The organism is Candidatus Polarisedimenticolaceae bacterium (assembly GCA_036376135.1).
GTDB lineage: Bacteria > Acidobacteriota > Polarisedimenticolia > Polarisedimenticolales > DASRJG01 > DASVAW01.
Window position 1 is genome coordinate 97075 of the sequence record DASVAW010000092.1, and the last position, 13031, is coordinate 110105.

General features: G+C 73.8%; 14 protein-coding genes. All 14 read right to left on the reverse strand.

The genetic code is table 11. The features are described 5' to 3' along the window. Nucleotides 1-24: 24 nt before the first annotated feature. Nucleotides 25-819: a tryptophan synthase subunit alpha gene (trpA, locus tag VF139_09095; GenBank protein HEX6851550.1), complete on the reverse strand. Its 795-nt coding sequence runs from the start codon at nucleotides 817-819 to the stop codon at nucleotides 25-27. Beyond that, the gene (gene trpB, locus VF139_09100) at nucleotides 816-1991 is read right to left on the reverse strand and encodes a tryptophan synthase subunit beta (GenBank protein ID HEX6851551.1); all 1176 of its coding nucleotides are present in this window, start codon (nucleotides 1989-1991) and stop codon (nucleotides 816-818) included. Before trpB ends, trpA begins: the two co-directional genes overlap by 4 nt. Next, complete coding sequence (locus VF139_09105) at nucleotides 1988-2638, reverse strand: phosphoribosylanthranilate isomerase (GenBank protein HEX6851552.1); 651 nt, start codon at nucleotides 2636-2638, stop codon at nucleotides 1988-1990. The genes trpB and VF139_09105 overlap by 4 nt, the downstream gene beginning before the upstream one ends. Further along, nucleotides 2635-3405: an indole-3-glycerol phosphate synthase TrpC gene (locus tag VF139_09110; protein ID HEX6851553.1), complete on the reverse strand. Its 771-nt coding sequence runs from the start codon at nucleotides 3403-3405 to the stop codon at nucleotides 2635-2637. Before VF139_09110 ends, VF139_09105 begins: the two co-directional genes overlap by 4 nt. After that, complete coding sequence (trpD, locus tag VF139_09115; protein HEX6851554.1) at nucleotides 3402-4430, reverse strand: anthranilate phosphoribosyltransferase; 1029 nt, start codon at nucleotides 4428-4430, stop codon at nucleotides 3402-3404. Before trpD ends, VF139_09110 begins: the two co-directional genes overlap by 4 nt. Next, a complete protein-coding gene (locus VF139_09120) occupies nucleotides 4427-5014 on the reverse strand; it encodes an aminodeoxychorismate/anthranilate synthase component II (protein HEX6851555.1) in 588 nt (195 codons plus the stop codon). Before VF139_09120 ends, trpD begins: the two co-directional genes overlap by 4 nt. Next, nucleotides 5011-6453 carry an anthranilate synthase component I family protein gene (locus VF139_09125; GenBank protein ID HEX6851556.1) on the reverse strand — a complete coding sequence of 481 codons (1443 nt, stop codon included), beginning with the start codon at nucleotides 6451-6453 and terminating at the stop codon, nucleotides 5011-5013. The genes VF139_09120 and VF139_09125 overlap by 4 nt, the downstream gene beginning before the upstream one ends. 24 nt (nucleotides 6454-6477) lie before the next feature. After that, nucleotides 6478-7098: a hypothetical protein gene (locus VF139_09130; GenBank protein ID HEX6851557.1), complete on the reverse strand. Its 621-nt coding sequence runs from the start codon at nucleotides 7096-7098 to the stop codon at nucleotides 6478-6480. Between the two features lie 10 nt (nucleotides 7099-7108). Continuing rightward, nucleotides 7109-8584, reverse strand: a complete 1476-nt coding sequence (locus tag VF139_09135; protein ID HEX6851558.1) for a type I 3-dehydroquinate dehydratase — start codon at nucleotides 8582-8584, stop codon at nucleotides 7109-7111. Beyond that, nucleotides 8581-10584 (reverse strand): primosomal protein N', encoded by a 2004-nt coding sequence (gene priA, locus VF139_09140; GenBank protein ID HEX6851559.1) that lies wholly within the window; start codon nucleotides 10582-10584, stop codon nucleotides 8581-8583. The genes VF139_09135 and priA overlap by 4 nt, the downstream gene beginning before the upstream one ends. A gap of 10 nt (nucleotides 10585-10594) precedes the next feature. Continuing rightward, nucleotides 10595-11266, reverse strand: coding sequence for a uracil-DNA glycosylase (locus VF139_09145; protein HEX6851560.1), 672 nt, complete (start codon nucleotides 11264-11266; stop codon nucleotides 10595-10597). Continuing rightward, complete coding sequence (gene coaBC / locus VF139_09150; GenBank protein HEX6851561.1) at nucleotides 11263-12447, reverse strand: bifunctional phosphopantothenoylcysteine decarboxylase/phosphopantothenate--cysteine ligase CoaBC; 1185 nt, start codon at nucleotides 12445-12447, stop codon at nucleotides 11263-11265. Before coaBC ends, VF139_09145 begins: the two co-directional genes overlap by 4 nt. 4 nt (nucleotides 12448-12451) lie before the next feature. Further along, nucleotides 12452-12673, reverse strand: a complete 222-nt coding sequence (gene rpoZ / locus VF139_09155; protein ID HEX6851562.1) for a DNA-directed RNA polymerase subunit omega — start codon at nucleotides 12671-12673, stop codon at nucleotides 12452-12454. A 10-nt stretch (nucleotides 12674-12683) separates the two neighbouring features. Further along, nucleotides 12684-13031 (reverse strand): guanylate kinase (locus tag VF139_09160; protein HEX6851563.1); only part of this gene is annotated, 348 nt, incomplete at its 5' end.

The window sequence follows — 13031 nt, forward strand, 5'->3', positions numbered from 1 at the left end:
ACCGGGGACCCTCACGCCGTTGCCTCAGCCCCGACCGGCCTCGACGAGGCTCCGCGCGAGCGACTCGATCTCCCGCTCGTCCGCCCCGGCCCCGACCCGGTCCACGAGGGCGCTCCCCACGACGAACGCGTCGGCCGCGCCGCGAAGGGCCGTCACGTGCTCCGGACGGGAGACTCCGAACCCCACGGCGATCGGGAGCGACGTGTGCGCGCGGACGCGGCCGACGAGGGCGCGGACCCCCTCGGCAAGGTCCGTGCGCGCCCCGGTCACCCCGGCCCTGGACACGAGATAAACGAACCCGCTCGCGGCCGAACAGACCGAGGCGAGGCGCGCGTGGGTGGACGTCGGCGCCGCCAGGAACACCGTCGCGAGGCCGCGCGCCCTGCAGGGCTCCCGCAGCGGTGCGGCCTCCTCGGGGGGGAGGTCCGTCACGAGCACACCGTCCGCCCCGGCGGCGGCCGCGTCGGCGACGAACCTCTCGACGCCGTAACGAAGGAACGGATTCGCGTACCCGAACAGGACGATCGGCACGGCCGCCGCCGCGCGGATGGCCGGGAGCGCGCGCAACACCGCGGCGAGGTCGGTCCCGGAGGCGAGCGCGCGCTCGGTGGCGCGCTGGATGGTCGGGCCGTCCGCCAGCGGGTCGCTGAACGGAACTCCCAGCTCGAGCACGTCCGCCCCCGCGCGAGCGAGCGCGCCCGCGTAACGCGCCGTCCGCCCCAGGTCGGGATCTCCGGCGACGAGGAAGGGGACGAACCCGAGCCTCCCCGACCCGGTGGCCGCGCGCAGCGCCGCCTCGATCCGTTCCGCGCCGCTCACGGCGTCGTCTCCCGCGCGGCCAGCGCGGGAACGTCCTTGTCCCCCCGTCCCGAGAGGTTCACGACGACCGCCCCGCCCCGCCCGATCGCCCGCGCCACGCCGCGCGCGCCCGCGATCGCGTGCGCGGTCTCGAGGGCGCACAGGATCCCCTCGAGCCGGGCGAGCTCCGAGAACGCCTCGAGCGCCTCGTCGTCCGACACGCGCGAGTAGGAGGCGCGACGCGATTCGCGAAGCCAGGCGTGCTCCGGCCCGACGGCCGCGTAGTCGAGCCCCGCCGACACGGAATGCGTCGGGAGGATGTTCCCGGCGGCGTCCTGGAGGATCCACGTGAAGGTCCCCTGGAGCACGCCGGGGCTGCCGCCGTCGAAACGCGCGGCGTGCGCGCCCTCGCCCGCACCGCGTCCCCCGGCCTCGACTCCGTGCATCGCGACCGAGGCATCGTCGAGGAAGGCGTGGAAGAGGCCGATGGCGTTCGACCCGCCGCCCACGCACGCGACGAGCGCGTCGGGGAGCCGCCCTTCCGCCACGAGGATCTGCGCGCGCGCCTCGCGACCGATGACCGACTGGAAGTCGCGCACCATCGTCGGGTAGGGGTGCGGTCCGAGCGCAGAGCCCAGCACGTAGGCCGAGGTCTCGACGTTCGTGACCCAGTCCCGCATCGCCTCGTTGATCGCGTCCTTGAGGGTTCGGCTCCCCGCGAGGACGGGGACGACCTCGGCGCCGAGCAGGCGCATCCGGTAGACGTTGAGCGACTGGCGCCGGCAGTCCTGCTCCCCCATGTAGACGACGGTGTCGAGGCCGAGCCGCGCGCCCACGGTCGCCGTCGCGACCCCGTGTTGCCCCGCCCCCGTCTCGGCGAGGATCCTCCGCTTTCCCATCCGTCGCGCGAGCAGCCCCTGGCCGAGGGCGTTGTTGATCTTGTGGGCGCCGGTGTGCAGCAGGTCCTCGCGCTTCAGCCAGACGGTCGCGCCGCCCCAGGCCTGCGTGAGCCGGTCGGCGCGGTACAGGGGGGTGGGCCGACCGGCGAAGCCGCGCAGCAGCCCGTCGAGCTCCGCGGCGAAGGCGGCGTCGGAGCGTGCCTCGCCGTACGCGCGCTCGAGCTCCTCGAGGGGCGCCATGAGCGTCTCCGGCACGTAGCGCCCCCCGTACGGGCCGAAGCGCCCTCCGCTCACGCGCCCGCCTCCTGGGCGATCCGCCGTTCGGCACGCCGCACCGCCTCGACGAACAGCTCCAGACGGTCGAGGTCCTTCTTTCCGGGGAGGATCTCCACCCCCGAGGCGACGTCGACGCCGTAGGGGCGCGCGTCCTCGATCGCCATCGCGACGTTCTGCGGGTCGAGCCCCCCCGCGATCACGAGGTTCCCGTACACCGACCACGCCCGCGCGCGCCGCCATTCGAAGACGGCGCCGGTTCCGCCGTAGGCGCCGTCGCGGTGCCCGTCGAGGAGGTAGGTCGTCGTCGCGTAACGCGACAGCGACTCGGGATCGAAGTCCGCTCCGACACGCACCGCCTTGATCCACGGCATCGGGGCGACCGCGGCGCACAGCGAGGGGACTTCGTCGCCGTGGAACTGGATCGCGGTGAGCCCGGCCTCGCGCGCGACCTCGAGCACGCGGATGAGCGGGTCGTTGACGAACACGCCGACCTTGTGCACGAGAGCCGGGAGCTTGTCGACCATGCGGCGGACCGCCGTGGGCTCGACGTAGCGCGGGCTCTCCTTCCAGAAATTGAATCCGAGCGCGTCGACGCCCAGGTGCACCGCCTCGATCGCGTCGCGCTCCTCGGTGATCCCGCAGACCTTGACCACGACCCGTTTCACGCGAGCCACCCCCTCAGCGCCGCCGCCGGGTCCGGCGCCTCCATCAACGTCGTCCCGACGAGAAACGCCCGGCACCCCGCGGCGTGCAGGCGCCGGAGATCGTCGCGCGAGCGCAGTCCCGACTCCGCGACGACCGGCACCCCGCGCGGAAGCGTCGGGAGCATCCGCTCCACGAGCCCGGGGTCGATCTCGAGCGTGTCCAGATTCCGCTGGTTGACCCCGAGCAGGCCCGCGCCGGCGGTCAAGGCCCGCTCCGCCTCCGCCCGGTCGTGCGCCTCGACGAGCGACGCCATGCCCCGCCCCGCCGCCGCCTGCATCAGGTCGCGCAACCGTGCGTCGTCCAGCAGGGCGACGATCAGCAGCACCGCGTCCGCGCCGCTCGCGCGGGCCTCGTCGATCTGCACCGGGTCGAGCAGGAAGTCCTTCCGGAGGAGCGGAAGGGAGCAGGCCGTCCGCGCCGCCTCGAGGCGATCGAGCCCCGAGCCGAAGAACTCCGGCTCGGTCAGGACGGACATCGCCGCGGCGCCTCCCGCCTCGAACGCCCGCGCGAAGGCCCGGACGTCCGCATCGGGGCGGATCGACCCGCGCGACGGCGAAGCCGGCTTGAACTCCGCGATCACGCGAAGGCCGGGATCCCCGGTCAGCGCCCCGGCGAAGTCGCGCGCGGGAGGCTGCGCGTCCGCCCGAGCGGCCCAGGCGCCGGCCCGGCGGCGCAGCTCCGGCAGGCGTGCGCGCACCCCGTCCGCGATCCGCCGGAGGACGCTCACGGCCGTTCCCCTCGGCTCTCCGCCGCGGCGCGCCGGAACGTCTCCACCGCCGAGCCGTCCCGCATCGCCCGACGGGATCGCGCCGCACCGTCCCGCAGGTCCGCCGCGAGCCCGGCCACGACGAGCGCCGCGGCGGTGTTCAGCGCCACGACCTCCACGAACGCCTCCGGCGCCGCGCCGGCGAGGACCTCGCGGAGCAGTCGCGCGTTCTCGCGGGGAGGACCGCCGCGGATGGCGTCTTGCGGGTAGCGCGAGACCCCCGCGTCCTCCGGCGCGATCGTGAATCTCCGCAAGGTGCCCTCCCGCCATTCCGCGACGTCGGTCGGCGCCGCGCACGAGATCTCGTCGAGGCCGTCGAGGCCGTGCACGACCAGGACGTGCTCGGAGCCGAGCTCCCCCAGCGCGCGGGCGACCGGCTCGAGCAGGCGGCCGTCGTAGATCCCGAGCACCTGTCGCTTCACGCCGGCGGGATTGGCCATGGGGCCGATCGCGTTGAAGACGGTCCGCACGCCGATCTCCCGCCGCGGCGCCGCGGCGTGACGGACGGCCGGGTGGTACGCGGGGGCGTAGAGGAAGGCCACGCGGTGCTCGGCGAGCGAGCGCTCCACCCGGGCCGTGGGCGCCCCGAGGTCGAAGCCGCTCGCCTCCAGGACGTCGGCGCTTCCGCAGGCGCTCGAGACGCCGTGATTCCCGTGTTTGGCGACGGTGGCACCGCATGCGGCCGCGACGAACGCGACCGCCGTGGAGACGTTGAAGGTCCCCGCGCCGTCCCCTCCCGTGCCGCAGGTGTCGAGCGCGCGGGGATCGTCGCAGCGCACGCGCAGCGCGCGCGAGCGGATCGCCTCGGCGCAGCCGACGATCTCGTCGACGGTCTCCCCCTTCATCCGCAGCGCGACCAGGAACGCGCCGATCTGGACGGGGGTCGCCCGGCCCTCGACGACCTCGCCCATCGCCGCGGAGGCTTCCTCGCGGGTCAGATCGTGTCCGTCGGCGAGGCGGCGGAGGATCCCCCGGATCGCGCTCATCGACGGGCCCCGCCCCTCGACAGCTCCAGGAAGTTCCCGAGCAGGCGATGTCCGGAGGGAGTGAGGACCGACTCCGGGTGGAACTGGACCCCTTCGACGACGACGTCGCGGTGGCGCAGTCCCATGACGGTGCCGTCCTCGGTGCGCGCGCTCACCTCGATCTCGGGGGCGAGCCCCGACGGATCGACGACCAGCGAATGATAACGGGTCGCCGGAAACGGCGAGGCGAGGTCGCGGAAGACCGTGCGGCCGTCGTGGAAGACCGCCGAGGTCTTCCCGTGCATGAGCTCCCGCGCACGGACCACGCTGGCGCCCCACGCGTGGCCGATCGCCTGGTGCCCGAGGCAGACCCCGAGCAGCGGCACGACGCCGGCGCAGGCCCGCACGAGCGGCACGGTGATCCCCGACGCCTCCGGCCGACCCGGCCCCGGCGAGATCACGACCGCGTCGTACCCGCCGGCCAGGACCGATTCCACGCCGATCCGGTCGTTCCGGACGACGTCGACCTCCGCGCCGAGCTCCTGGAGGTACTGCGCGAGGTTGAAGGTGAAGGAGTCGTAGTTGTCCAGGAGGAACACCCTCACGACGTCCCCTCCTCGGCGAGCTCCGCCGCGTGGAACAGCGCTCGGGCCTTCGACACCGTCTCCTCGTACTCACGCTCGGGGACCGAGTCGGCGACGATCCCCGCCCCCGCCTGCACCGACGCGGTGCCGCGCTCCGCGACGAGCGTTCGGATCGCGATGCACGAATCGAGGTTCCCGTGGAAATCGAGGTAGCCCACCGCCCCGGCGTACGGCCCGCGCTCCTCCGGCTCGAGCGCGTCCAGCAGCTGCATCGCGCGGACCTTGGGCGCACCGGTCACCGTGCCCGCCGGGAAGGCCGCCGCGAAGGCGTCCAGCGCGTCGCGCCCCGGGGCGAGCCGCCCCGTGACGCGCGAGACCAGGTGCATCACGTGCGAGTAACGCTCCACCGCCGCGTAGCGCTCGACGCGCACGCTCCCCGGGAGGGCGACGCGACCCAGGTCGTTGCGACCGAGGTCCACGAGCATCAGGTGCTCCGCGTTCTCCTTCGGGTCGGCGCGAAGCTCCGCCTCGAGCGCCTCGTCGCGCTCGGGGTCCTCGCCCCGCGGGCGCGTTCCCGCGATCGGGTGCGTTTCGATCCGACCCTCCGCGCACCGCACGAGCATCTCCGGCGACGAACCCGCGAGCGCGCGATCCCCTTCCTTGAGGAAGAACAGATAGGGAGACGGGTTGATCCGCCGGAGCGCGCGGTAGACCGAGAAGGGCGAGGCCGCGAACGACCGCGTGAACCGCTGGCTGAGGACCGCCTGGAAGATGTCGCCGGCCCGGATGTGCTCCTGGAGCCGCTCCACGCCCGCGAGGAAGTCCTCGCGACGGGTGTTCGAGCGTATCTCCGTCTCGGGGGCCGCCGGGGCCGGCGGCGCCGGAGGGATCGTCGGGGCCAGGAGCACGGCGGCGATCGCCTCCGCGCGCTCGCGCGCCGCGCGCGCCTCGCGCTCGAGCGTCGATCGCGACGGGTCGACGTTCACGACGACGAGCGCCCGCCGCCGCAGGTGGTCGAGGGCGACCACGGTCTCGTAGAGGTCGAAGTGCGCGCGCGGAGCGGGGTCGCGCCCCGAGCCCACCGGCTCGAACCAGCGGACCGCCTCGTAATCGAACCGCCCGACGAGCCCCCCGGCGAACGGCGGGACGCCGGGCGCGGACACGGGCCGATAACGCGCCAGAACGGAGCGCAGGCGCCCGAGCGGATCGGCCTCCTCGGCCCCCATCGCCAGGGAGGCGGTGGGCTCCCATCCCAGGAACGACCAGCGCCCCGTGCGGACGCCCGACTCGGCCGATTCGAGAAGGAACGCGCGGGGAGCCGCAGCGGCCAGGGCGAGGAAGGCGCCGACGGGGGTGACGAGATCCGCGGGGACCTCGCGGACGAGGGGAACTACGCCGCCGCGACGGGCGGCGGACTCGAGAGCGGAACCCTCGAGGTTGTACGCGGCGGAGCGGCCCATGGGAGTTCGCGCGGCACGGCGCCCTCAGTTCACCTGGAACTTCACGTAAACGGCGTCCGGCAGCTCGGGCGTCTTCAGGAACATCTCGAACTTCTTCCCCTTCACCCCGCCGGGCGGCGTGGGGAAGTAGAGGAAGTCGATCAGGTACCCGAATTTCGGCAGCACGACGGTGTCCTGCACGAGCGTCGCCTCCCCGGGGACCTGGGGCACCTGGCGGGTCGGGCTGAACTTGCTGCGGTACCGCGTGAAGGTCGAGAACTTGTTGAAGGTGATGTCCGAGATCTCGGCGAGTCTCCGGTCGAGGTCGAGGAACTCGTATCCCTGCAGGAGCTCCTTCGGGCTCGCGGCCGGGTACCGGTTCCCCTGCTCGTCCACGAGCACGAACGACTCGCGGGTCAGCGTCATCGAGCGGAATCCGCGGTTCGCGATCGCCACCTCGAAGGGGATGTACGCGTCCTTCTCGCGGTACTGCGTCGCGCGCACGTCGACGATGAAGGCGACCAGGTCTCCGTCCTCGATGAACGCGAAGGTCGACAGCTTGCGGTCGAGTCCCGTCGAGACCTCGCCTCGGATCTCCTTTCGGGCGCAGCCCGGGGAGAGCGCGACCAGGAGGGCCAAGGCGGCTGCGGCGAGCGGTCGATTCATGCGCGAGAGGTTATTGTGGCCCTCCCGGGCCGTCAAGCCAGGCGCGGCCGGCATGCTGCAGCACCCCCGCGGGGGCCGGGTGGCCGGTCATGAGGCGGAACTGCAGCTCCGCCTGCGCGACGAGCATCTCGAACCCGTCGACGACCTCGAGTCCCGCGGCCCGGGCGTCCGCCAGGAGCGGGGTCGGCACCGGTCCGTAGACCATGTCGAGCACCAGGCGCCCCCGCAGGGCCCGCGCGGGAAGCAGACGCTCCCCCTTCCCACCGACCGGCGTCGCCTGGATCAGGACGTCCCAGCGCGCGAACGGCAGCTGCGCGATCGGGCGCCGGGCGACGCCGCACTCCTCGGCGGCCCTCGCGAGGCGATCCGGGTCGCGCGCGTAGAGCGTGACGTTCCCCCCGGCCTCCCGAAGGGCCACCGCCGCGCCGCGGGCGGCGCCACCGGATCCCGCGACCGCAACCTCGAGTCCCGCAGGGTCGAGGCGAGCGCGCACGCACGCCGCGACCGCGGGGGCGTCGCTGTTGAACCCCGAGGCGACGTCGTCGCGGAAGACCAGCGTGTTCACCGCCCTCGCGGCGCGGGCGTAGGCATCGCCCGGGAGCGCGATGCGCGCCGCGTCCTCCTTGAAGGGGATCGTCACGCCGATCGCCTCGATGCCCAGGGCGCCCGATCCGCCGCAGCAGGCGACGACCGACTCGAACCGGTCCGCCTCGAGCGGCAGGTACCGCGCGTCGAGCCCCAGCGCGCGGTAGCCGGCGAGGTGCATCGCGGGGGACGGGCTTCGCGAGAGGTCGGCCCCGGCGAGACCGAATAGCCGCGTCGAAGGACCGATCCTCAGGACGTCCCACCTCCCGTCGAGTTGCGCCGCCGTCCATTGACCCGGCGCCGTCTCGCGCCCTGCGGCCACGGCGCCGTACGTGCCCCACGATCCCCACGACGGCGCGAGCAGGCGCGTCGCCGCCCCCGGGCGCCCCATCGCGAACGCCGCGAGGGGACGGCCGAGGCGCTCGGCCTGCTCGAGCACCGAACGGATCGCCCAGGCTTCGTCGGGGGAGGACGCCACCGGGACGAGCTTCAGACGCGCCGCGGGCGACGACGCCATCGCGTCGAGTCTCGCGAGCAGCGCCGCGGCGTCGCACGGGCCGCCGTGGTGCGAGAGGATCACCCGCCCCGCGGCGGGCCCCCACGCGAGCGGCTCGAGTGCGCCTTCGTGCTCGACGTCGACGAACGCGGCCCCCGCGTCGAGGGCGGCCTCCAGGACGGCGCGGCGCTCCTCCTCGGAGCCGTCGAAGGTCCCGCCCTCCGACGGGCGGCGCGCGGCGACGATCGCCGGGCGGGGCGAGCGCGCGACGAGCCCCGCGACCTCCGCGGGACGCAGGCGATCGGCGCGGATCTCGACGAGGGACGAGCCCGCCGGCACCTCCGCGAAACGCCGCTCGACCGCCTCGGCGCTCGCTTCGAGGATCGACGTGACGATCGCCTTCACAACACGCTCACCGGGTCGACGTCCACGTGGACCCCCCGGGACGGCACCTCCCGGGCGGTCGCCTCGATCGCGCGGGAGACCGCGTCGACCAGGCGCCGGCGTCCCGCCGTGCGCACGAGGATCTGCTGGCGGTACTTCCCCTTCAGGCGCGCGAGGGGAGCCGGTCCCGGCCCGCCGACGATCAGTCGGGATCCCCCCTCCGAGGCGAGCGCGTCGGCGACGCGCTGGGCGCCTCGCCACGCCTTGACCTCGTCGGGGTCGCTGACCACGATCTCGACGAGCGCCGTGAGCGGAGGGTAGCGCAGCGCGCGCCGGTAGAGGATCTCCCGCGCGTAGAAGGCCTCGTAGTCCTGCGCGGCGGCCTCCGCGAGCACCGGGTGTCCCGGGTCGAATCCCTGGACGATCACCCGACCGGGCTTGCGCCCGCGCCCGGCGCGCCCCGCGACCTGCGTGAGCAGCTGGAACGTCCGCTCGCCCGCCCGGAAGTCGGGAAGACCCAGCGTCTGGTCGGCGGAGACCACGCCCACGAGCGTGACGTTCGGGAAGTCGTGCCCCTTGGCGATCATCTGCGTGCCGACGAGCACGTCGATCTCGCGCGCGGCGAACGCGCGCAACATCGCCTCGTGCGCTCCCCTGCGGCGCACCGTGTCCCGGTCCATCCGCGCGATGCGGGCGTCGGGGAGCAGCGCGCGCAGCTCCTCCTCGACGCGCTCGGTCCCCTGCCCCACCGCGTGCAGCCCCTCGGTCCCGCACGACGGGCACGCGTCGGGCACGACCTCCTCGAGCCCGCAGTAGTGGCACCGCAACCGGCGCTCCGCCCGATGCCACGTCAGCGCGACCGAACATCGCCGGCAGCCCACGCGTTCCCCGCAGACCGGACAGAGCAGCGCGGGGGCGAAGCCGCGGCGGTTGCGCAGGACCAGCGACTGCTCGCCTCGCGCGAAGGTCTCTCCGAGCGCCACCTCGAGGGCGCGGGACAGGACGCGCGGCTCGGCGGTCTCGCGGTACTCCCGCCGCATGTCCACGACCTCGACCCGCGCGAGCGGGCGGTCCTCGACCCGCCCGCCCAGCCGGATCAGGCCGTACCGCCCGTTCACGGCGTGGTGGAACGACTCCAGGCTGGGCGTCGCCGACCCCAGGAGGACGACCGATCCCGACTCGCGCGCGCGGACCAGAGCGAGGTCGCGCGCGTTGTAGCGCGGCGCGTCCTCCTGCTTGTAGGAACCGTCGTGCTCCTCGTCCACGACGATCAGCGACGGACGCGCCATCGGCGCGAAGATCGCCGAGCGCGCCCCGACCGCGAACCGGCGGGCCCCGGTCCTCACGGCCTCCCACGCCTCGCGCCGGGCGCCGGCGTTCAGGCCGCTGTGGAGGACCGCGATCTCCCCGGGAAAACGGCGCTCGAGGCGGGAGACCAGAAGCGGCGTGAGCCCGATCTCGGGGACGAGGTAGAGGACCCCTCCTCCACGGCCCAGCACCACCTCCGCCGCGCGCAGGTAGACCTCGGTCTTCCCCGAGCCGGTCGCCCCGAACAGCACGAACGGCGCGAAGCGGCCGAGGGAGAGCGCCGCGTCGATCACACGCGCGGCCTCGACCTGCGCGGGGGTCGCCGCCAGCCGCGGGGGCGCCTCGCCGGCCACCGCCTTCACCGCGGCGCGACGCGGGCGTCTCACGACCGGCGGGAGCGCGCTCTCGATCGCCTCGCCCCAGCCGCACAGGTAGTAGTCCGCAACGAAGCGGGTCAGGGCGAGGATCGTGGCGTCGACCTCGGGCTCCCCTTCGGCGATCCCCTCGACGTCGCGCACCGCGACGTCGTCCCCGGGGGCGGGCTCGGGGAGCGCGACGATCGTGCCGACCACGCGACGGCGCGCGAAGGTCACCCGGACCCGGGTCCCGACGCGGACCGTCCCGGCGAGCGCGTCGGGGACGCGGTAGGTGAACGTGCGCCGCAGCGGAACGGGAACGGCGACGGCGGCGAAGCTCGGGGGCGCGGCGACCACGCCCGCTCCGTCAGCCTTGGAGGCGCGCGCGCGCCGCCTTGAGGTCCTCGAAGACCAGCCGACGGTTCTCCACCGTGTACGCGCGCAGGAGATAGGCCGGATGGAACGTGGGCATCACCGGGATGCCCCGGAAACTCCCCCAGTTCCCGCGAAGCTGCGTGATACCCACCTTGGTCCCGAGAAGCGTCTTCGCCGCGGGGGCGCCGAGCGCGACGATCACCTTCGGCGCGATCGCCTCGATCTGGCGGAACAGGAACGGCGAGCACGTCGCGACCTCGTCGGGCTCGGGCGTGCGGTTGTCCGGGGGCCGGCACTTGACGACGTTGGCGATGTACACCTGCTCGCGCGAGAGACCGATCGCGCGGATCATCTCGTTGAGCTTCTGGCCGGCGCGGCCGACGAACGGCTCGCCCTTCGCGTCCTCGTCGGCTCCCGGCCCCTCCCCGACGAACATCAGCCCGGCCCGCGGGTCGCCCACGCCGAACACGAGGTTCTTCCGGCCGACGCACAGCTTGCAGCGGGTGCAGTCGCCGAGGTCGGCCCGGATCGCGTCGAGCGTCTCGGAGGCGCCCGCCACGTCGGCCGTCGCGCTCGCGATCCGCAGCTCGCGGACGCCGAGATCCTTCGCGTACGCCACCCATTCCGCGGCGCCGCGCCGCACGCGGTCCCGGCGCGAGCTCACGCGGCCCCGCCGGCGAGCGTGAGATCGAGGATCGCCTCGGCGATCTCCGCCTTGGAGGCCTCCGGCACGTCGCGACGCGACCCGTCCCGGCCGAGGACGGTCACCGCGTTGCGGTCGGCGTCGAGACCGATCCCCGTGCCCGCGACGTCGTTGGCGACGATGAAGTCGGCGCCCTTCGCATCGAGCTTGCGGGCCGCGTTGGCGAGGAGGTCGTCGGTCTCGGCGGCGAACCCCACGAGGATCTCGTTCCCCTTCGTGCGCCCGAGCTCGGCGAGGATGTCCGGCCCCTGCTCGAGGGTGAGCACGAGCGGGGTGTCCCCGGACTTCTTGATCTTCGAGGCCTCCGCGCGCGGAACGAAATCGGCGACCGCGGCGGCCATGTAGACCGCGGCGGCCCCCCGGCGCGCCTCGAGCACGGCCGACCGCATCTGCGCGGCGGTGGTCACGCGGACGACCTCCACGCCGTAGGGGGGCGCCAGGTCGACCGGCCCGCTCACGAGGGTGACCGACGCCCCGCGCCTCGCCGCGGCGCAGGCGATCGCGTACCCCATCTTCCCGGAGGAGCGGTTCGACAGGTACCGCACCGGGTCGATCGCCTCGCGGGTGGGCCCGGCGCTGACGACGATCTTCCGCCCCGAGAGGACCGACGAAAGCCGGGCGGCGGCGAGCGCCGCCTCCACGATCGCCTCCGGCGCGGCGAGCCGGCCCCACCCGCTCTCGCGCTCCGCGAGCCATCCCGCCTCCGGATCGACGATGCGTGCGCCGCGCGCCTTCAGCAGGCGGACGTTCTCCTGCGTCGCCGGATTGAGCCACATGCGCGTGTTCATCGCGGGGGCGAGGACGATCGGCTTGACGACCGAGACGTAGAACGTGCTCAGGAGGTCGTCGGCGATCCCGTGCGCGAATTTCGCGAGGACGTTCGCGGTCGCGGGGGCGACCACGAGGGCGTCGATCTGCCGCGTCAGATCGATGTGCCGGACCGTCTCCTCCTCGGTCATGTCCCACACCCCGGTCTGAACGGGATGGCCGGAGAGGGTGCGCAAGGTGAGCGGGGTGACGAAACGCGTCGCGTTCTCGGTCATGAGCACGCGGACGTCGGCTCCGGCCCTGGTCAGTCCGCGGAGAACCTCGGCCGCCTTGTACGCGGCGATCCCGCCCGACACGCCCAGCGCGACGAGCACGGCCCTATTCCTCGATCAGCTCGGCGGCCTCGTCGATCGGGACCTCCTGGGAGGGGTCCCACTCGCCGACGAGCCCTTCGGCGACTTCCTGCTGCGCGATGACGGTCGGCTTGTGGGAGGTCGCCTTCACGCGCGGGATCGCGCCCACCTGGAGCTGCTCGGCGCGCAGCGCCGAGAGGATCACGAACCGGTACTTCGAATCCAGGTTCTCGGGGATCTTGAACATCGAGGCTCCGTTAGGCCCGGGACGTCCGGGCGGGAAAGGTCGCGAGAATGCGGCGGACTTCGGACTCCCGGTGCGAGCGGCGCGCGCGCTCGGCGCGGACGATGGCCCGGAGCTCCTTGGTCGCGCGCTTGATCTCGTCGTTCACGACGACGTAGTCGTAATGGACGTACTCCTCCGCCTCGACGCGGGCCTGCGCCAGGCGCTCGGCGATCTGCCCCTCGGCCTCGCTCCCCCGCAGCCGGAGTCGCGACTCGAGGGTGGCGTAGTCGGGCGGAAGGATGAAGACCGACACGCACGGGACCCCGCTCTCGCGGACCTGGCGGGCCCCCTGGACGTCGATGTCGAGCAGCAGGTCGGC

Coding starts and splice junctions, on each gene's coding strand:
- rpoZ (HEX6851562.1), bottom strand. CDS start 12,673: ATGTTCAAGATCCCCGAGAACCTGGATTCGAAGTACCGGTTCGTGATC.
- VF139_09125 (HEX6851556.1), bottom strand. CDS start 6,453: ATGGGCCGCTCCGCCGCGTACAACCTCGAGGGTTCCGCTCTCGAGTCC.
- trpD (HEX6851554.1), bottom strand. CDS start 4,430: ATGAGCGCGATCCGGGGGATCCTCCGCCGCCTCGCCGACGGACACGAT.
- VF139_09130 (HEX6851557.1), bottom strand. CDS start 7,098: ATGAATCGACCGCTCGCCGCAGCCGCCTTGGCCCTCCTGGTCGCGCTC.